This window comes from Paraburkholderia sp. RL18-085-BIA-A (assembly GCF_046027075.1).
GTDB lineage: Bacteria > Pseudomonadota > Gammaproteobacteria > Burkholderiales > Burkholderiaceae > Paraburkholderia.
In genome coordinates, this window is record NZ_JARESU010000012.1 from 105629 (window position 1) to 124702 (window position 19074).

Annotated in this window: 14 protein-coding genes; 9 read left to right on the top strand and 5 right to left on the bottom strand. The window is 64.5% G+C overall.

Annotation, left to right across the window (positions count from 1 at the left end; translation table 11 throughout):
* Positions 1-55: 55 nt before the first annotated feature.
* The 3 genes from P0D89_RS11480 to P0D89_RS11490 form a co-directional block, all read right to left on the bottom strand.
* On the bottom strand, positions 56-1216 hold the full coding sequence (locus P0D89_RS11480; RefSeq protein WP_408376575.1) for an MFS transporter: 1161 nt from the start codon (positions 1214-1216) through the stop codon (positions 56-58).
* A gap of 106 nt (positions 1217-1322) precedes the next feature.
* A complete protein-coding gene (locus P0D89_RS11485; RefSeq protein WP_408376576.1) occupies positions 1323-2489 on the bottom strand; it encodes an MFS transporter in 1167 nt (388 codons plus the stop codon).
* A gap of 250 nt (positions 2490-2739) precedes the next feature.
* Positions 2740-3561, bottom strand: a complete 822-nt coding sequence (locus tag P0D89_RS11490; RefSeq protein ID WP_408376577.1) for a crotonase/enoyl-CoA hydratase family protein — start codon at positions 3559-3561, stop codon at positions 2740-2742.
* Positions 3562-3677: 116 nt separating this feature from the next.
* Between P0D89_RS11490 and P0D89_RS11495 the strand changes: the two genes are divergently transcribed.
* Positions 3678-4322 (top strand): plasmid fertility inhibition factor family protein, encoded by a 645-nt coding sequence (locus P0D89_RS11495; protein WP_408376578.1) that lies wholly within the window; start codon positions 3678-3680, stop codon positions 4320-4322.
* Positions 4323-4368: 46 nt separating this feature from the next.
* Here P0D89_RS11495 and P0D89_RS11500 read toward each other — a convergent pair whose 3' ends face one another.
* Positions 4369-5373, bottom strand: coding sequence for a 2-hydroxyacid dehydrogenase (locus tag P0D89_RS11500; RefSeq protein ID WP_408376579.1), 1005 nt, complete (start codon positions 5371-5373; stop codon positions 4369-4371).
* 560 nt (positions 5374-5933) lie between these two features.
* Here P0D89_RS11500 and aspT (P0D89_RS11505) point away from each other — a divergent pair.
* The 8 genes from aspT (P0D89_RS11505) to P0D89_RS11540 all read left to right on the top strand — a co-directional run bounded on the left by aspT (P0D89_RS11505) (position 5934) and on the right by P0D89_RS11540 (position 18135).
* Positions 5934-7616, top strand: a complete 1683-nt coding sequence (gene aspT, locus P0D89_RS11505) for an aspartate-alanine antiporter (RefSeq protein WP_408376580.1) — start codon at positions 5934-5936, stop codon at positions 7614-7616.
* A gap of 174 nt (positions 7617-7790) precedes the next feature.
* Positions 7791-9473, top strand: a complete 1683-nt coding sequence (gene aspT, locus P0D89_RS11510) for an aspartate-alanine antiporter (protein ID WP_408376581.1) — start codon at positions 7791-7793, stop codon at positions 9471-9473.
* 90 nt (positions 9474-9563) lie between these two features.
* Positions 9564-11228, top strand: a complete 1665-nt coding sequence (locus P0D89_RS11515; protein WP_408376582.1) for a bifunctional aspartate transaminase/aspartate 4-decarboxylase — start codon at positions 9564-9566, stop codon at positions 11226-11228.
* 232 nt (positions 11229-11460) lie between these two features.
* Positions 11461-12684, top strand: a complete 1224-nt coding sequence (locus P0D89_RS11520) for a pyridoxal-phosphate-dependent aminotransferase family protein (RefSeq protein WP_408376583.1) — start codon at positions 11461-11463, stop codon at positions 12682-12684.
* Between the two features lie 498 nt (positions 12685-13182).
* Entirely contained in the window at positions 13183-14373 is a 1191-nt protein-coding gene (locus P0D89_RS11525) for a carboxylate--amine ligase (RefSeq protein WP_408376584.1), read from the top strand.
* A gap of 93 nt (positions 14374-14466) precedes the next feature.
* On the top strand, positions 14467-15720 hold the full coding sequence (locus P0D89_RS11530; protein ID WP_408355437.1) for an NAD(P)-binding domain-containing protein: 1254 nt from the start codon (positions 14467-14469) through the stop codon (positions 15718-15720).
* A gap of 132 nt (positions 15721-15852) precedes the next feature.
* Positions 15853-16737: a polysaccharide deacetylase family protein gene (locus P0D89_RS11535; RefSeq protein WP_408376585.1), complete on the top strand. Its 885-nt coding sequence runs from the start codon at positions 15853-15855 to the stop codon at positions 16735-16737.
* Between the two features lie 156 nt (positions 16738-16893).
* Positions 16894-18135, top strand: a complete 1242-nt coding sequence (locus P0D89_RS11540; protein ID WP_408376586.1) for a glycosyltransferase — start codon at positions 16894-16896, stop codon at positions 18133-18135.
* Positions 18136-18565: 430 nt separating this feature from the next.
* Here the strand turns inward: P0D89_RS11540 and P0D89_RS11545 are convergent, their stop codons facing one another.
* Positions 18566-18964: a hypothetical protein gene (locus P0D89_RS11545; protein ID WP_408355446.1), complete on the bottom strand. Its 399-nt coding sequence runs from the start codon at positions 18962-18964 to the stop codon at positions 18566-18568.
* Between the last annotated feature and the right edge of the window lie 110 nt (positions 18965-19074).

Sequence of the window (19074 nt, forward strand, 5' to 3'; positions counted from 1 at the left end):
TTCAAGATTAGCATCAGGCGTGTTGGCCGCAAAACGGCATTTGAGCGCGCAACCGTCAGCCGATAACCCGCAGCGGCGCGCGGCGCTTTTCCCACCAGACGGCGGCGAGAAACGCCAGTGCTGCGAAGAGCAGCACGCCGACCATCGCGTCGTTGCCCATGCTCTTCATCAGCGCGCCGGCCACCAGTGGGCCGCCGAAACTGGCCGCGCTCCACGACGCGCCGACCAGCGAACTCGCCGACACCAGCGCGACGCCGCGAAAGCGTTCGCCGCACGCGACCAGCGACAACGTGTAGATCGCGCCCGCAGCCGCTCCGATCACGTATAGCAAAGGCCAGCATAGCCACGGCGACCTGATCGCCCAAGGCAGCAACGGCAGCAGTGCCGCGACGACCACCCCGCAGCCGATATGCACGCGCTCGCGGCCGAGCCGGTCGGCGAGCCAGCCGATCGGAAACTGCATCGTCGTATCGCCGAGCAGCAGCGCGGATGCGAACAGCACCGCCACCTCGCTCGCGATGCCGTGCGACATCGCGAAGAGCGGCAGCAACGACAGCGCGATCGTATCGAACAGCGCGAAGAAGCCCGTGCCGATCACGAGCGCGGGCATCTGCGGCAACACACGACGCCAACTGCCGTGCTCGGCATGTTCATCGCCGGAAGCTTGCGGGGTGGTGCGGATGCTCGCGAGCATGGGCAGCGCCAGCAGGAAAATCGCGCCGCAAAGCAGGAAGCGCCAGTGCGTGAGGCCGGCGATCTGGCTCACCAGCACGGGGCCCGACATCTGGAACAACGTGAAGTTGGTCGCGTAGATCGCGATCACGCGTGCGCGCGAGGCGTCGTCGGCCAACTGGTTGACCCACGCTTCGCCGATCGTGAACAGCAGCATCAACGCGGCGCCGCACAGCACGCGCAACAGCGCCCACAGCCACAGGTTCGACGTAAGTTGCATCAGCGCGGTCGCGAACGCGACCACCAGCACCGCGCCGACGATCACCTGTCGGCCGCCGAAGCGCGTCGCGATCCAGCCGGCCAGCGGCACGACGACGAGACCACCGCCCGCTTGCGCGGCGGTCAACAGGCCGACCACGTCGGTGCCGTAGCCGGCTTGCGTCAGCGCGAGGGCGGTAAGGGGCAGCGTGGCGCCGCTGCCGAGTCCGACGACGGCGACGCTGAGGATCAGAGCGAGGAAATCGCGGGTGAGGATGACTCTCATCGGCCGAGATGCTACTACGGCTGACGGGGCGTGGGCACTGTTGCGGGGTTTGGTGGACGCGCTAACGAGCGCGTCGCAAAGAGGCGAGTCCGTGATATGACAGACGTTAGCCCGCCACTGCCATCCGCTGCGCGCGCCGATCGATCGACACCGACCACAGCGTCAGCATCAACGCGCCGATCGAAGTCGCCACGCCGACCCACGGCAGCGTCGTGAGCGGCGCGCCCGCGCCGATCGCCATCCCGCCGAGCCACGCGCCAGTCGCGTTGCCAAGATTGAACGCCCCCTGGTTCAACGTCGACGCCAGATTCGGCGCATGACTCGCGCGATCGACGATCAGCATCTGCAGCGGCGGCACGATCGCGAAGGCCAGGATGCCCCACACGAAGATCGTGATCATCGCGGGAATCTGCGCGTGCATCGTGCCGGCGAAGATGGTCAGGATCACGACGATCGCCAGCAGGAACGCCACCAGCGACGGCATCAGCCGCCAGTCGGCGAGCTTGCCCCCGAGCGTGCTGCCAACCGTCAGCCCCAGGCCGAACAGCAGCAACACCAGCGTCACCGCGTGCGGCGTAAAGCCGGCCACGTCTTCGAGAATCGGCGTGATGTACGTGAAGGTGGAAAAGAGGCTGGCCGACGCGAGCACGCTGATGCCGAGCACCATCAGCACTTGCGGGTTCTTGAGCACGCTGAATTCGTGCACGAGGCTCGCCTTCTGCATCTCGATCTTCGCCGGCAGGCACACGGCGAGCGCTGCCGCCGCGGCGATGCCGATGCCCGTCACCGCCCAGAAGGTCGCCCGCCAGCCCACGGCCTGGCCGAGCGCCGTGCCGAGCGGCACGCCCAGCACGTTGGCGAGCGTGAGGCCGGTGAACATCAGCGCAATGGCCTGCGCGCGGCGGTTCGGCGCGACGAGTCCCGCCGCCACCACCGAACCGATTCCGAAGAACGCCCCGTGGCAGAACGCCGTGACGATGCGCGCGGCCATCAGCACCGCGTAGCCCGGCGCAATCGCGCACAGCAGATTGCCGACGATGAAGACGCCGATCAGGCTCATCAACGCCTTCTTGCGCGGCATGTTGGCGACCGCGATCGCGACGATCGGCGCGCCGATCGTGACGCCGAGCGCATAGGCCGATACCAGCATGCCGGCAGCCGGAATCGACACGGACAGATCGCGCGCGACATCGGGTAGCAGCCCCATGATCACGAATTCGGTGGTACCGATTCCAAACGCGGCAACGGCAAGGGCGAGCAGGGGCAAAGGCATGGTGGCGGAGCGTGAATCGGCGCGACGGGAAGCGTCGTGCGGCAGGCGCGCGTTTTCGGGACGAGAACGCCCGCGCCATGCGAGGGCAAAACAGTAGGGGATTCTACCTAAGTCAAAACCATGTTGCTGGGCGTCAGGGAAGCTGTTGTTTTTTGCTGAAAGGGGCGGCGCGGGGCCATCACTATTGAGCGGTGCGACGGACGCGCGGGTTAGCGGACGCGCGGGCCGCCACGACGCGGATCAAGGTCGATCAGGCTGGATCGCACGGGTCCAACGTGTCGCCATGCCGGCCCGCGCCACTAGCAAACCGGGCGGCGCCGGCTACGCCTTCTTCGAACACCGCCCGATAGCCGCCTGCACCTTCACGCCGCAGCGCTTCCCCGAAATCGTCGAGCGTGCTGTTTTCCAGTGCCGAGCGGCGGTCGGCCAGCAGCGCCGCTTGAGGAAAGGCGGCGAGTTCGGCGGCCAGCTGTTCGGCTGCCGCGCGCGCCGTGCCCTTCGTGACGACGCGATTCGCGAGACCCATCGCGAGCGCTTCCTTGGCGTTCACCGCACGGCCGGTGAGGATCAGGTCCAGCGCTTGCGACAGTCCGATCAGACGCGGCAGCCGGATCGTGCCACCGTCGATCAGCGGTATCCCGACGCGCCGGCAGAACACGCCGAGCACCGCATCGTCCTCGACGACGCGCAGATCGCACAGCGCCGCCAGTTCCAGGCCGCCCGCCACCGCGTAGCCCGCAATCGCCGCGATCACCGGCTTGCTGAACGCCATGCGCGTCGGTCCCATCGGACCGGGGCCGCTGCCGTCGGCGTGCAGTTCGTTGCGGCGCGTGTCGTCAGCGAGCGCACTGAGGTCCGCGCCGGCGCAGAAGGTGCCGCCCGCGCCGAACAGCACCGCCGCGCGCCATGCCGGCTCTGCCTCGAAGCGGCTGAACGCGGCGCGCAACGCATCCGCGACAGGCCGGTCGACTGCATTGCGCCGCTCCGGACGCTCCAGCACGATGGTGGCGACGCCCGTGTCCGTGTTGGCTTCGATGCGCACGTGTTCATTGACATTTTGCAGGTCTATCATCGTCTGTATTCCTGAAAAGCTCGCCTGGACAATTAGCTTGAAGTTCGGCGTCCGCGCATCCGTGCGGGGCGCTCATGCAGCGTGCTCATGCAGAAGAACTAAACCGGGGGGCTGACATGCTTCTTTCACAATCGGCTCGTAGCGTTAGCGCTCTATTCATGCGCTGGCGCCTGTTCGTCAGCTTAGCGAGCCTGCCTTTGCCCTTGTCCAACTCATCGTCGGCCGCCGGGCCGGCTAGTCCCCAGGAGGGACTTCCTTCGGGGCGCGCCGAAACGGTCTGGATGGTGCCGCTGCACGATCATCCATGGTACGACCACGTGCGCCTGAAACGCGTCTTCGTCACCGACGGCACGCGCCACCAGGTTGTGCTGGTCGACGTACGCAAGCTGCTCGCCTGCGCGAATCGCGACAACACCGACTATGTATTGAAGCCGGTGCCCGAGTGGCACTCGGGCAAGGTGCGCGGCATCCGCGAGTTCCTCGACCCCGACAGTCCACGCATTCCGCAGATGCCGTACGTGACGATCTCGACGCGTCGCGCGTCGGGTTTGTTAGGCTGGCTGGGTCTGGAGCGCGAAGGCGTGGTGGCGTTTCGCAACGGCCAGCACCGCGCGCGCTATCTGGCCGAAGCGGGCGCGCGCTGGTGTCCGGTGGAAGTGCACGAGCGCGAGGCGGCGCTGCTGCGCGAAATCTGCGGCGCGGCCGACGACGCCCGCACCGTGGTCCGCGCGGTCCCGCTCGGCCGCGAGGGCGACGCATAGCGTCTGAAGCCTGGCGCTTCTCGCCCGCCGTTTCTCGCTTGCTGCCTCAGACCTGCCCGGCGGCGCGCACCGCGTTGCGCGGTGCGCGTGCCTGCCATGCCGCGACGTTGCCGAGCGTGGTCTGGGCGATCTCGTTCATCGCTTCGCGCGTGAAGAACGCCTGGTGCGCGGTCACGATCACGTTCGGGAACATCAACAGACGCGCGAGCACGTCGTCCTGCAACGGCAGATTCGAGTGATCCTCGAAAAAGATACCGCCTTCTTCCTCGTACACGTCGAGCCCCAGATTGCCGAGCTGGCCGTCCTTCAACGCGCCGACCAGCGCATTGGCTTCGACGAGACCACCCCGGCCGGTGTTGACCAGCATCGCGCCGCGCTTCATTTTCGCGAGCGCGGCGCCGTCGATCAGATGGTAGGTGGACGGCAACAGCGGGCAGTGCAGGCTGACCACGTCGGATTCGGCGAGCAGCGTGTCGAGCGGCACGTAGCGCGCGCCGAGCGCGAGCAGGTCGTCGGCGGGCGTGCCCGGATCGTGCGCGAGCACCTGCATGCCGAAGCCCGCCATGATGCGCCCGAACACGCGGCCGATCATGCCGGTGCCGATCACGCCCACGGTCTTGCCGTGCAGATCGAAGCCGAGCAGCCCATGCAGCGAGAAGTCGCCTTCGCGGGTGCGCGCGACCGCGCGCGGCAGCCGCCGGTTCAGCGCCAGAATCAGGCCGACCGCATGTTCGGCGACCGCATGCGGCGAGTAGGCCGGCACCCGGACGACCGGCATGCCCAGGTGCTCGGCCGCCGCGAGGTCGACGTGATTGAAGCCCGCGGAACGCAGCGCGATCAGGCGGGCGCCGCCCGCATGGAGCCGCGCCAGCACGTCGGCGTCGACGCTGTCGTTGACGAACGGGCACACCACTTCGCAGCCTTGCGCGAGCACCGCGGTATCGGCGTCGAGGTGCGATTCCTGAAAGTGCAGTTCGTAGCCGTGCGCGGCGTTGGCTTCGGTGAACGTATCGCTGTCGTATTGGCGGGTGCTGAACAGGATCATGCGCATGTCGGACTCCGAAGGAGAGTGCCTACGTGACGACACGGACTCATCGCGCGGCAGGCGGGCGGATCAGTATAAATTACCCGTTCACGGTAATTACGGCGTGGCGCAATGCATAGCGCCAATATGCACGTTTTACCGAAGATCGTGCTTCCGGAAAGTCGATTCGCTGTAATAAAAAATAACGTTGACAGCCGTGCCGAACTGCAATATTGGTTCAAAAAAGCAGTGTTCAAAAAAGGATGTTGAATCAATGCTGTAAGAAACTGGCCATCAGCAGATTATGTCTTTTTCACGGCGGTAGGCAACATCGCGAGGGAAAAGTGACTGTCGAATTAATGGAACCACGTTCCCGAATCGGCGCAGCGGCGCGGTGCGCCCGCGATGCCGGCCACTGCGGCATCGCCTTGCCATAGGCCGCTCAGCCGGCGTTTCACCTGTCTGCGCCGTGGGCCAGGGACAGGTAATGGCTCGATTCAGGCCCGACTGATTGGGTCAGTCTGATTTTATTCGCTTCATGCGGTTTTCGGCCTTTTGCAAATAACCTCGTTAATCGGCGAGCCAACATGATCAGTGAATTGCTGAGATCGCAACCGGAAATCGCGCTGTTTGCAAGCCTTGCAATCGGATATTTTATTGGTTCGTTTCGCGTGGGCCCGATTCAGCTCGGCGGCGTGTGCGGCACGTTGATCGTGTCGTTGATATTGGGTCAAACCGGCGTGCGGCTGGCGCCCGATCTGAAGAACATTGCGTTCGCGCTGTTCATCTTCGCATTGGGCTTCACCGGCGGTCCGCAATTCTTCGCCAACATCGGCCGGGGCTGGCGCTACGGCGTGCTGTCGGTGGTCGAGATCGTCTCCGTGCTGGTGCTGATCCTCATCGCGGTAAGCGTCCTGAAGCTCGATATCGGCACGGCGGCCGGCTTGCTGGCCGGCGCGGCGACCGAGTCGGCGGTGATCGGCACGGCTTCGGAAGCGATCGCGAAGCTCGGTCTCGGCGATGCGGAGACACTGCGCCTGCAGGCCAACATCGTGACCGCATACAGCGTGAGCTACCTGTTCGGCCTGATCACCATCGTTCTGTTCACGAGCCAGTTCGCGCCGCTCCTGCTGCGTATCAATCTGCGCGACGAAGCCGAGCGCGTGTGGCGCAAGCTCGGCGGCGCCGGCGCGTTCAGCGAGGGGCAGCGCGCGGCCGCGCCGGCGTTGGTGGGCCGCGCGTTTCGCGTCGGCGCGGCGGCCGGCGTCACGGTTTTCGCGTTCGAGCAGCAGCACGGCTTCAATCTCACCATCGAGCGGATTCAGCGCGACGGCGCGAATCTGCCGGTCGAGCCGCAACTGCGTCTCGCGGCGGGCGATCTGGTCCTGGTGGCCGGGCGGCGCGCGGCGGTCGTCGAGGCGGCGGGCAGTCTCGGCGAGGAAGTGGCCGGCGCCGCGCTCGGCCAGGTGTTCGCGGAGCGCATCGACGTGGTGTTGACGAAGAGCGACGCGCACGGTTTGACGATCGCTCAGTTGCGCGAGCGGGCCAAGCCGGAAGACGGCCGCGGCGTCTACATCGCGGCCGTCACTCGGCTCGAAACCACGGTGCCCGCGCTGCCCGGCACCGAACTCAACCGCGGCGACGTGCTGACCCTGGTCGGCGCGAAGACCGATGTCGAGCGCGGCGCGAAGCGTCTCGGCTATGTACTTGCCACGACCCAGAAAACCGACTTCGTGTATCTCGGGCTGGGCATCCTGGTCGGCATGGCGATCGGTCATCTCGGCGCACGGATCGGCGGCGTGTCGATCGCGCTCGGCACGGGCGGCGGTTGTCTGCTGTCCGGGCTGCTGTTCGGCTGGATCCGTTCGCGCTATCCGTTGATCGGTTCGCTGCCGTCGGCCGCCGCGCAGATTCTCAAGGACTTCGGGCTGGCCACGTTCATCGCGGCGGTGGGTTTGTCGGCGGGACCGGACGCCATCAAGCTGGTGCGGGAATACGGGCTGGCGCTGCCGGTGGCCGGGATTCTGATGGTGCTGGTGCCGGGCCTGCTGTCGTTATGGATCGGCCACATGTTTCTCAAGCTGGAAGCGCCGATGCTGCTCGGCGCGATCGCCGGCCAGCAATGCAGCACCCCGGCAATCAGCGCGCTGGTCGGCGTGACCGGCAACTCGACACCCGTGATCGGCTACACCATCACCTACGCACTGTCGAACATCCTGTTGCCTTTGATGGGCCCCGTGGTGGTGGGCCTTGCCGGCAAGTTCGGCTAGGCGCCAGGCAGCCACGCCGCGCGCCGCGCCTGGCGCGCCATTGAACGCCGCGCGCGGCGCTCCGGCAGTACGCGAGTGGTGATGCATGGCACGCCGCCACGTGGCACGGCCGCCGCGCCGTTTGCACGAGCAGCAACCAGTACTCAGTATCGCCAACTAATCAGCGAGGACACGATGGACTGGCTACATCACATCTTTCAGAAATCACCCGAGATCGCGCTATTTCTGTCGCTCGCAGCCGGCTATTTCATCGGGCAGATCAGCTTCGGCAAGTTCCAGCTAGGCGGCGTCGGCGGGTCGTTGCTGGCGGCGGTGGTCATCAGCCAGGCGGGTGTGACGATCGACAACGGCGTGAAGTCGGTGATGTTCGCGGTGTTCATCTACGCGGTCGGTTACGACTCCGGGCCCGGCTTCTTCAACTCGCTGAACCGCAAGACGTTGCGCGAGATCGCGATGGCGGTGTTTCTCGCCGTCAGCGCGTTGATTACCGTCGTGGTGTGCGCGAAGCTGTTCCATCTGAACAAAGGTCTTGCGGCCGGGCTCGCGGGCGGCGCGCTGACGCAGTCGGCGATCATCGGCACGGCGGGCGATGCGATCGCGCGCCTGGGCCTGCCGGCCGATCAGGTCAAGTCGCTGCAATCGGACGTGGCGATCGCCTACGCGGTGACGTACGTGTTCGGCTCGCTCGGCGCGATCATCGTCTGCGTGAACATCCTGCCGAAATTCATGGGACAAGGCTTGCGCGAAGCATCGGTCGAAGCGGAGCGCGAACTGGCGGCAGGCGCGCCGGTACGCGGGCCGGGGCAGATCCTCGCGTTGCCCGAACTGGTGGGGCGCGCGTACAAGATCGACGTGAGCGCCGGCAAGACGGTCAAGGCCGTCGAGACGCTGCACGAGGACTTCCTGACGATCGAGCGCATCAAGCGCGACGGCAAGACGCTGGAGCCGACGCCCGATCTGGTTTTGCAGCCCGACGACGTGGTGCTGGTGGTGGGCCGGCGTGAAGCCGTGGTCGCGTTCGGCGCGAACGGCAACGAGGTCGCGGACGTCGGTGACATCGGCGTCGTCATGCAGACGCGCGAGGGCGTCTTCACCAAGAAGGGCATGAACCACACGACGCTCGCCGCCGCGCGCGAACTCGTGGACCGCAATATGCGCCACGGCGTCTACATCCAGAGCATCACGCGCGCGGGCCAGCCGCTGCCGATCCTGCCGGAAACCAAAGTCGAGCACGGCGACGTGATCACCTTCTACGGTTCGCCCAAGGACACCAAGCGCGCGGTCGATGCCGCCGGCTACGAACTGCCGTACAGCAACAAGACCGACTTCATCTACATGGGCGTCGGCCTGGTGCTGGGCTTGCTGATCGGGCTGATCGTGATCAACGTGGCGGGTATTCCGCTCACGCTCGGCTCGGGCGGCGGCTGTCTGCTGGCCGGGCTGCTGTTCGGCTGGATGCGCGGCAAGCATCCGATGTACGGCGCGATGCCGTCGGCCGCGTCGCAGTTGCTCAAGGACTTCGGCCTTGCCGCGTTCGTCGCGGTGGTGGGCCTGAATTCCGGCTTGCAGGCGGTGGTGACGGTCAAGCAGAGCGGTCTGACGATCTTCCTGCTCGGCGTGTTCGTCACGTTGTTCCCGCTGCTGCTGACCATGCTGTTCGGCCGTTACGTGCTCAAGTACAACAACGCCGCGATCCTGGCCGGTGCGCTGTCCGGCTCGCGCAGCGCGAACCCGGCCTTCGGCGGTGTGCTCGACAAGGCGGAAAGCGCGGTGCCGACCGTGCCGTTCGCGATCACGTATGCGATCGCGAACGTCGCGCTGACGTTGCTCGGCCCGCTGGTGGTCGGGCTCGTGTAGCGCGCGCGTCCATCGTCTCTGTTACGCCGGCGCAGCTGGCAGTCCATCGCCACGCCGGCGTCATTCACCTGGCTCATTGGAGAACGCATCATGGCAAAAGAGAAGGGCGACAAGAAACACGCGGACATGGAGCAAGCGGGTCTGGCCGCGCTCAGTCCGTTCGAACTCAAGGACGAACTGATCAAGGCCGCCGGCGGTAGCGCGGTGGAGCGGCCCGCCAACGCGGCAATGCTCAACGCCGGGCGCGGCAATCCGAATTTTCTCGCGACGATTCCGCGCCACGGCTTCTGGCAACTCGGCCTCTTTGCGATGCGCGAGTCGGAGCGTTCGTTCGCGTTCATGCCGGAAGGGGTGGGCGGCTTCCCGCGGCGCGAAGGTCTCGGAGAGCGCTTCGATCTGTTCCTGCGCGAAAACAAGGGCGTGTCGGGGATCGACTTCCTGCGCGGCGCGGTGTCGTACGTGCGCGACCAGCTCGGCTACTCGGCCGGCGACTTTCTGTATGAGATGTGCGAGGGCATTCTCGCGTCGAACTATCCGGTGCCGGACCGCATGCTCAAGCTGTCCGAGCTGATCGTCGGCCAGTATCTGCGCCGCGAGATGATCGGCAATCATCCGTTCGTCGGCGAGTTCGACGTGTTCGCGGTGGAAGGCGGCACGGCGGCGATGACGTACATCTTCAACACGATGCGCGAGAATCACCTGATCAAGGCGGGTGACACGATTGCGCTCGGCATGCCGATCTTCACGCCGTACATCGAGATTCCGCGCCTGAACGACTATCAGCTGAATGTGGTGAATCTGGACGCTGATGTCGCCAATGGCTGGCAGTACTCGAAGCAGGAACTCGACAAGCTGCGCGACCCGAAGGTGAAGGCGTTCTTCCTCGTGAATCCGAGCAACCCGCCGTCGGTGAAGATCAGCGACGAACGCCTTCAGTACATCGCCGACATCGTCAAGGAACGGCCCGACCTGATCCTGCTGACCGACGACGTGTACGGCACCTTCGCGGACGACTTCGTGTCGCTGTTCGCGCTCGCGCCGAAGAACACCATCCTCGTGTATTCGTACTCGAAGTATTTCGGCGCAACCGGCTGGCGTCTGGGCACGATCGCGACGCATCGCGACAACGTGCTCGACAAGCTGATCGCCGAACGGCCGAAGGAAGCGAAGAAGCAGTTGCACGAGCGCTATGAGTCGATCACGACCGAGCCGGACAAGCTCAAGTTCATCGACCGCCTCGTGGCCGACAGCCGCACGGTCGCGCTGAATCACACGGCGGGTCTGTCGACGCCGCAGCAGGTGCAGATGGTGCTGTTCTCACTGTTCTCGCTGATGGACACGCCGGACGCGTACAAGAGCGCGCTGAAGCGCCTGATCCGCAAGCGCAAGCAGGCGCTGTACGAAGAGGTGGGCATCTCGTTCGAGGACGACGATCCGAACCAGGTCGACTACTACACGATTCTCGACATCGAATTCTTCGGCGAAAAGATGTTCGGGCGCGACTTCGTCGACTGGCTGCTGAAGAACACCGAGCCGTCCGAGCTGCTGTTCCGTCTCGCGCGCGAAGCGCGGGTGGTGCTGCTGCCGGGGCGCGGGTTCGGCACGCAGCATCCGTCCGGGCGGGTGTCGCTCGCGAACCTCAACGAATCGGACTACCGGTTGATCGGACGCGCGGTGCGCAAGCTGATCGAAGATTATGTCGAGCGTTTCAATGCGGCGACCGGCAAGCAGTTGGACAAGACCAAGGTGAAATGACGACGCCGCGCCACTGTTTTCGCGGCGGCGTTCATGCTGCGCGGGCGCTGCCGTGATGTTCGCGCAATGACGTTCACAGTAGCGGTGTTCGCGCGGTAACGCGTGCGCCTTGGCATAGTCAAAAAACTTGCGCAATCGCGCGGATCAGTGAATGATCGGACGCGTGGCCTCCCCGGCGTCATGGCCGGCGAGGCCACGCGTTCCTTGCTGTTCTGACATTCACGTACCGATCATGCCGACCTCATCAATGCCTACCGTTGCATCCACAGTGCCCTGTCCGGTTGTCGAATCGCTCGACGCCATCCTTCCCGAAGAGCCGCTTCTGATGATGGGCGCCGGCCCCGTGCCGATTCCCGCCGCCGTCGCCAAGGCCAACACGATCGTGATCAATCACCTGGGCGGCACGATGGTGAAGGTGATCGCGCAGGTGAAGACGATGGCGCGCTATGTGTTCCAGACGCAATCGAAGTGGGTGCTGGGCGTGGCGGGGCCGGGATCGGCCGCGATGGAAATGGCGATCTCCAATCTCGCCTGGGAAGGCACGCGGGTGCTGTGCATCAAGAACGGCTTTTTCAGCGACCGGATGGGTGAGATGGGCCGGCGCGTCGGCGCGCGGGTCAGCACGCTCGAAGTCGCCGACCGCACGGTGGCGAGCCTCGAACAGATCGCCGAGGCGATCCGCCGCGAGCGTCCGGAGGTCGTGACGGTGGTGCAGGGCGAGACGTCGAACACTGTGTGGAATTACCACCTGAAGGACATCGCGGCGCTCGCGAAAGCGGCGGGCGCGCTGGTGATCGTCGACGCGGTGTGCACGTTGAGCACGATGCCGCTGGAAATGGACGCGTGGGGCATCGACGCCGTGATCACCGGCGGACAGAAGGGCTTGTCGTCGATTCCGGGTGTGTCGTTGATCGCGTTTTCCGACGCCGCCTGGGCGCGCGTGAAGGGGCGCAGGGCGCCGAACGCCCATTGGTGTCTGGATGCGTCGCTGGCAGAGAATTTCTGGCATAACGCCGGCTATCACTACACCGCGCCGGTGTCCGGTGTGCTCGCCTTGCACGAGGCGTTGCGCCTCGTATGCGCCGAGACACTGGAAAAGCGCTTCGCGCGGCATCTGAAATGTTCTCTGGCTTTGCAGGACGGGGTGACGGCGTTGGGCTTGCAGCTGTATGCGCCGGCGGCCTGCCGGTTGAATTCGGTGGTCGGCATCGAGGTGCCCGCCGGCCTGAGTCCCGCGGATGTCTGCTCGCATATTTCGCGGCAGCATCAGGTGGAAATCTCCGGCTCGTTCGGATTGCCGATCGTTCGGATCGGTCAGATGGGCGAGCAGTGCCGCGAGCACCATCTTTTCCGCACCGTGCACGCGCTCGGCAGGACGATGGTGGACCTCGGCGTGAAGGTCGATTTGCCGGCCGGGGTAGCGGCGCTCGAACGAGGCTTCTCCGAGGGCAGGTAGCGGTTTTTTTGCCCGGACATGTATCGCGCATCATCCATCGGATACGCAGCCGCCGATGGATGCTTTCAAACGCGGAAAGCTCGTTGCAGGCCACTTCGGCGAGCCGCGTGCCGACCCGCCGGAACGCCCGCCAGCCGGGCCTTAGCGCGCTACTCAGGTGCCCCTTTTTGGCGCGCGCGGGGCGCCATTCTTTCCCTCATATCATTTTTTATCGGACACTGTGCGCCGCCGCACGTATTGCAATTCCCCAGCCCCGTAGAGTGATTCACGACGCGAGCTGCGCAAGAGTCGCGCCGCGGTACTGCGAAATACACATCGTCCGAAACTCGGTGCGTGCCACGACGCGCCAACGTGCGCGCGCATGCGGCATTTCCGTTCCACACCAAAAACATGAACACCGGAGCCTTCCCGGTCAGGGCGAGACATTCATTTCCTGTCTTGCTAGATGCGATCGCTTCGAGGGCCCACGCAAATATAAGGACAGAAGGATTCGATACTATGGCGAACGCATACGGTATTGATCAAATAGCTGGGGTGGTCGTCGGTGCGGAACTCAACGGACTCGGCGTGGCGCGATCTCTTGCCCGCGCGCACGTACCCGTCATAGCGGTAGATACGAAAATCGTCCGCGCGGGCATGTGGTGCCGCCACGTGCACGGACACGTCGTCAAGAGCTTTGTCGGCAAGGTGTTTGCCGATGAAATGATCGAGCTCGGCAGGAAGTTCAGCAAACCTCCGGTTCTGATTCTGACCGACGAGGATGCGGTGCATGCGGTATCGGAAAACCGCGAAACGCTTTCGAACTGGTATCGCTTCCGCCTGCCGGAGGACAATACCGTGAAGATGCTTGCCAGCAAGGCGAGGTTTCACGAATACGCGCAGGAGCACCGGTTTCCGGTGCCGCGCTCGGTGGTGCTCGAAAGCCTGGCCGATGTTCAGCGACTGGCGGAACTGCGCTATCCGTGCGTGCTGAAACCGAACGACAAGCGTCAGGTGTTGCGCGGCGAGAAGGAGCGCGCGGTGCGCGTCAATACGCTGCGCGAGGCGCGTGAACGGGCGATCATGATGCTGGCTTCGCCCGGCGGGATCATCGTGCAGGAATGGATCGAAGGGCCTGACAGCAACATCCATTTCACGCTGTTTTATCGCGGCGAGGGCGGCAGCGTGGTCAGCATGTTCACCGGCCGCAAGGTGCTCAGTTCGCCGCCGGGCGTCGGCGATACGGCCATTTGCGTGGCCGCGCCCGAAGCGCGCGGCGTGCTCGAACCGCTGACCCGGGAGTTCATCGAGCGGGCCGGCTTCGACGGGATGGGCAGCATCGAATACAAGTGGGACGACAACCACAAGCAATTCTTGATGGTCGAGCCGACGGTCGGCCGCACGGACCGGCAGGAAGAAATCGCCACGCTTTGCGGGGTCAATATTCCGCTGGCCGCTTTCCGGCACGAAGCCGGACTGCCGCCGATCCCAGATCGCGTGTCGAATGTGCCGGCGGCGTGGCGCGCGACGTTCTCGGACCACGCGCCGCCCGATTTGCTGAACGGGCACACGAAGATCGTCGACGGCTATTTTCGCTGGACCGATCCGTTTCCGGCGCTGCAGTTCTATTGCGTGATGGGTCCACTGCGCCGCATGAAGCGCCGCTGGAAAGCGATGAAGGCCCCCACCTCGCGCCAGGCGAAAGCCTGAGATGGACAAGACCTGACAAAGTGCCGCGCAGCCCAGGCCTCGCGAGTGGGTGCTGCGCAGGCGTGAATGCCATCCCTGGAGGGAGATGACCCAATGTCCTTTACCGACACCGCAATCATTGGCGCAGGCCCGTATGGGTTGTCTCTGGCCGCCCATCTGAAAGCCACTGGTGTGGACCATCAGCTTCTCGGGCAGCCGATGCTGACGTGGAGAAACTATATGCCGCCCGGCATGCTGCTGCGCTCGGAGGCGTTCGCGTCGAGTCTTCATGCGCCGCGAGCCGGCTTCACCGTCGAGGATTACTGCCGGCTCAAGCGCCTGCCTTATGAGCCGATGGGCATGGAGTTGCCGCTCGAAACGTTCGTGGACTACGCGCTCTGGTTTCAGGCGAATCTGGTCGGCGAGATCCAGCCGGTCGACGTCGCCAGTCTGCGGCGCCTCGACGGACATTTTCAGCTGACGCTGAGCGACGGCCGCTCGCTGAGTGCGCGCAAGGTGGTGATCGCGCTGGGCCTGAAGGGGTTCGCGCAAACCCCGCCGGCGCTGCAAGGGCTGCCTGAACGCTATGCGACTCATTCGGAGCGTTATGGCGACCTCACGTGGGCGCGCGGCAAGGAGGTTGCGATCGTCGGGGGCGGCCAGTCGGCGCTGGGGCTCTCCGCGCTGCTGCACGAACTGGGCGCGCGGCCTCACGTACTGATGCGCGAATCGCACGTGGTCTGGCACGGCAGGCCGCAAGCGTCGCGCAGCATCGTCTCGAAGCTGAAGGGCCCCGACGCGGGCCTCGGGCGCGGATGGCGCTCGCTTTTCCTGTCCGAATGCCCGGGCATTTTTCACATGCTCGATGACGCCCGGCGCAAGCAGATCATGGAGAAGGCGTATGGCGCGTCCGGCGCGTGGTGGCTGCACGATCGCGTGGTCGACAAGGTGAAGCTCTCGTTTCGCACCGAGGTGCGCTCCGCGTCGGTCGACAACGAACGGGTCGTGCTGCGTGTATTGACCGACGGCAAGCACGCCGCCGTCGGCGCCGATCACGTGATCGCCGCGACGGGCTTCAGGACCGATATGAGACAGCACGCGTTTCTTTCGAAGGACATCGCGGACACGATTTCCGGCCGCGCCGGGCTGCCCGAGCTGACGTCGAACTACGAAACCCGGGTGCGCGGCCTCTATGTGGTCGGGCCGGCGTCGGCTCACAGTTTCGGGCCCGTGATGCGGTTCGTCTACGGGACCAAGCACGCGTCGCCCTGCGTGGCGCGGCACATCACGGGGTCGTTGAAAGCGGGCGAGAGACAGGCCGGGTGGTCCGCCGGCGAAGCTCCGCTGTCCGGCAGAACGGGTGAGTAACGCTGTGCGTTTGCCAGCGAGGCGGCGCGTTCGAGCGGTTGCTGTTCCACATGACGCCTGGCAACACCAGGCAACACCAGGCGCAAGCAACGCGACCCGAGTCGTTCAAAGCGCACTGAGGAGAGAGGCGTTATGAAACGGGGTAAGGCAATCATCAAGGAATTGCTGGCGGCGCTCGTCGTTCTGACGGGCCTCGCGCGCGCGACGCGCGCGTTCTTGTGGCGCGACCGCGTGGCGGTCCTGCTCTATCACGACCCCGACCCGGCGACCCTCGACACGCATCTGACGTATCTGCGCAAATTCTGCGATCTGGTGCCGCTGACCGATGTCGGCGCTCCCGGCAACGGTCGCGCGCGCGCGGCCATCACGCTCGACGACGGGCACGTCGGCAACGCCGCGCTGCTGCCCATCTTCATCAAGCACAACGTGCGGCCGACCATCTTCCTGTGCAGCCGCATCGTGGGCCGTCCACGCAGCCATTGGTGGTTGCATCTGGGTTCGCTGCAGGTCGGCCACGAGCGGCTGAAGCGGATGACCAATGAGGAGCGTCTCGCCCAGCTCGCGGCCAACGGCTACCAGCAGGACGGCGATGACCGGCCGACCGGCCTGAGCGTCGAGCAGATGGAAGCGATGCGCGCGCACGTGGATTTTCAGGCGCATACGCGCTTCCACCCGGTGCTGACCCGTTGCAACGATAGCGAATGCGCGACCGAAATCGGCGAAAGCAAGCACGAGATCGAAGCGCTGCTGAGCAATCCGTGCGAGCACTTCGCGTATCCGAACGGCAACTATGGCGACCGTGAGGTCGGCTTGGTGAGAGCCGCGGGATTCAAGAGCGCGCGCACCTGCGATATCGGCTGGAACGACCAGCATAGCGACCCGTACCGTCTGCGCACGATCATCGTCGACGACGCGGCCTCGACGATCCGCTTTGCCGCGCAGTTGACCGGCATCCCGCACTTCCTGCGCTATCTGAAGGAAGGCGGCGGCTGGAACGGCAGATTTCCGCAGTTCTGACTATGCAAAAAGCTGTGTCCCCTTGCGTGTGCTGGCAGACATAGGCGGTGATGGTGAATCGTTAAAGTTATTACACATTCTTACACGACATAAATCAACCGTCGCCGGGGCCACGTTTCGCCGCAGTTGCATTCGTGCATTAAAAAGGGAGGCAGCATGCAGCGCTGCAGGGTATTGGTGATTAACGATTTTGCGCAAAAGGGCGGCGCAGAAATTGTCTACCAACAGTCCGCGGAATTGTTGGCGACATTGCCCGATGTCGACGTCGCGCGCTTCGACGATACGCAGTTTTCCGCGCGCTCCACGATGCTGTCGAGATCATGGAATGTGCCCGCCGCCCGCGCGCTCGAACAGGCGATGCACAAGTTCCGGCCGCACCGGTTGATGGTGCACAACTACCACAATCTGCTTTCGCCTTCGATCCTGAGTGTGATCGCGCGTCATCAGCGCCGTTACGGCTACCGCGCCTACCATACTTGCCACGACTACCATCTCGTCTACTACAACCCGTCGCTGCAATACTTCGAGAACGGCCGTCCGGTGATTCTGCCGCTCGACGCGCTGCGTACCGCCGCGGCGTTCAAACTGCGCCCGACGCCCAAAGGCTTCGTGCACGATCTGATGACGAAGACCTACTGGCATGCGATACGTGCGGCGTATCAACCGTCGCGCGTGTTCGACCGGATTCTCTGCCCCAGTGATTTCATGCAGGAGGCACTGCGCCGTGCCGGCATCGACAACACCGTGATGGTGCACAATCCGTCCGCCGTTCCGACTGCGCAGCCACCCATCACGGTGCGCGGCAAGGAGCGCTTGAACCTCGCGTTCGTCGGTCGGATATCGCCGGAAAAGGGCCTCGCGCATTTCCTCGAACTCGCGCACGCGACCGGACTCGAGCGCATCGGATGCATCGGCGTGTATGGCGAAGGTCCGGACCGCGCGGCGATCGAGAAACGCTTCGCGTCGCTCGTCGAGAGCCGCAGGCTGATCTTTTTCGGCAGCCGTCCGCAAGCGCAGCTATTCGAGGAAATGAGCCGTTTCGCGGATGCGGTCGTGGTGCCGTCGGTGGGTGCGGAAAACGCGCCGCTCGTGATCATCGAGGCCGCGATGCTCGGCATGCCCGCGCTCGTTCACGACGGCGGCAGCATGGCGACGACCGCGGATTCCGTCGGCAACAAGATCAAATTTCGCCCCGATCCGGACAGTCTGAAGCGCGCGCTCGGCGAGCTGGCCGCGCACCTTTCGAAGCCCGACAGATGCTACAACGTAGGCGAGTATCTGCCCGAGCATTACGCCGAGCGTCTCGCGGAAATCATGCGCATCCACGAAAACCCGGCACCCGTCACGCGTCGTGAACTGGCCGCGCAGTTTGCAGATAATCCGCGCCACGCGCGCTAAAACGGCCGCGCCGAGCGCAAAAAATAAGGCTTCCGGACGACGGTTAAGTGTCGTGCGGAAGCCTTGTTTTTTGCAGGCCGGGTTCGCTTGCATCACGCGATTTCGCCAACCGCTTTTATGTGTGCTGCCGAACGGTGCCCTGGTGGTCTGCCTGAATACTATGGTGTCAAAGGAAAGCGCGAAGAACTGGACCGTGTGGGGCTGACGACGGCCGCTTATAGGCGTCGGGCCGAATATTGCGCGTTGTGGAACTTAAAACAACTATGGTGTGCGCAGGTCGTGAGCGTTTGCGTGGAGCAACAGCAGACACGACGTGGCTACTCGGGGAAGCATTGCCGCCTTGCCGGAATATCCGGTGTCGGCGTGGCCGCAAGCCGCCACCTTTCAATGAAAAGGGCTGAATCCGGAACGCTCCGCGCTTATGCAACTGCTAACGCGCGCTGTACGGATCGGACGTCCCCGGCGACGCGTAGGTCTGGCCTGCATTCCATAGATCACTGCTGTAAGCGTCGCCCGCGGCCGCCGAAGAGGCGGAGCGCGCCGACTGCGGAATGTGCGCACGCTTGGTGCGGCTTTGCGTTCCGGTGTTGACGGGGGCCTGCAGACGACGGCCGTCGGCACGGGGCTTCAAGGCGGAGTCGGCGCCATAGACGGTGGTGGCGCTGGCGGGACGCGGAGGATTCATCACCTCGAGCTGCGAGCGCTTGCTGACGTAGGGCGCTACGTAGCTGGGCGAGGTGGCGGACGGAACACTTTGGGCGAATGCGCGGTGACCCATTGGCGAGAACGGCAGAACCGCTACGACAACAGTTGCGAAGAGCTTTTTCAATTTGGGCCTCCGTGACAAAAGCGTGTAATGCGATGTTAAAAAATTGAAGCGAATAAGCATAGGTGTTTGTGCACAAAGCAGGTGAACCGGCGCAATTTTTCTATCTCGCT

Bases quoted from the DNA above. Each gene is read 5' to 3' on its own strand.
- P0D89_RS11480 (WP_408376575.1), bottom strand. From the start codon at position 1,216: ATGAGAGTCATCCTCACCCGCGATTTCCTCGCTCTGATCCTCAGCGTC.
- P0D89_RS11485 (WP_408376576.1), bottom strand. From the start codon at position 2,489: ATGCCTTTGCCCCTGCTCGCCCTTGCCGTTGCCGCGTTTGGAATCGGT.
- P0D89_RS11490 (WP_408376577.1), bottom strand. From the start codon at position 3,561: ATGATAGACCTGCAAAATGTCAATGAACACGTGCGCATCGAAGCCAAC.
- P0D89_RS11495 (WP_408376578.1), top strand. From the start codon at position 3,678: ATGCTTCTTTCACAATCGGCTCGTAGCGTTAGCGCTCTATTCATGCGC.
- P0D89_RS11500 (WP_408376579.1), bottom strand. From the start codon at position 5,373: ATGCGCATGATCCTGTTCAGCACCCGCCAATACGACAGCGATACGTTC.
- aspT (WP_408376580.1), top strand. From the start codon at position 5,934: ATGATCAGTGAATTGCTGAGATCGCAACCGGAAATCGCGCTGTTTGCA.
- aspT (WP_408376581.1), top strand. From the start codon at position 7,791: ATGGACTGGCTACATCACATCTTTCAGAAATCACCCGAGATCGCGCTA.
- P0D89_RS11515 (WP_408376582.1), top strand. From the start codon at position 9,564: ATGGCAAAAGAGAAGGGCGACAAGAAACACGCGGACATGGAGCAAGCG.
- P0D89_RS11520 (WP_408376583.1), top strand. From the start codon at position 11,461: ATGCCGACCTCATCAATGCCTACCGTTGCATCCACAGTGCCCTGTCCG.
- P0D89_RS11525 (WP_408376584.1), top strand. From the start codon at position 13,183: ATGGCGAACGCATACGGTATTGATCAAATAGCTGGGGTGGTCGTCGGT.
- P0D89_RS11530 (WP_408355437.1), top strand. From the start codon at position 14,467: ATGTCCTTTACCGACACCGCAATCATTGGCGCAGGCCCGTATGGGTTG.
- P0D89_RS11535 (WP_408376585.1), top strand. From the start codon at position 15,853: ATGAAACGGGGTAAGGCAATCATCAAGGAATTGCTGGCGGCGCTCGTC.
- P0D89_RS11540 (WP_408376586.1), top strand. From the start codon at position 16,894: ATGCAGCGCTGCAGGGTATTGGTGATTAACGATTTTGCGCAAAAGGGC.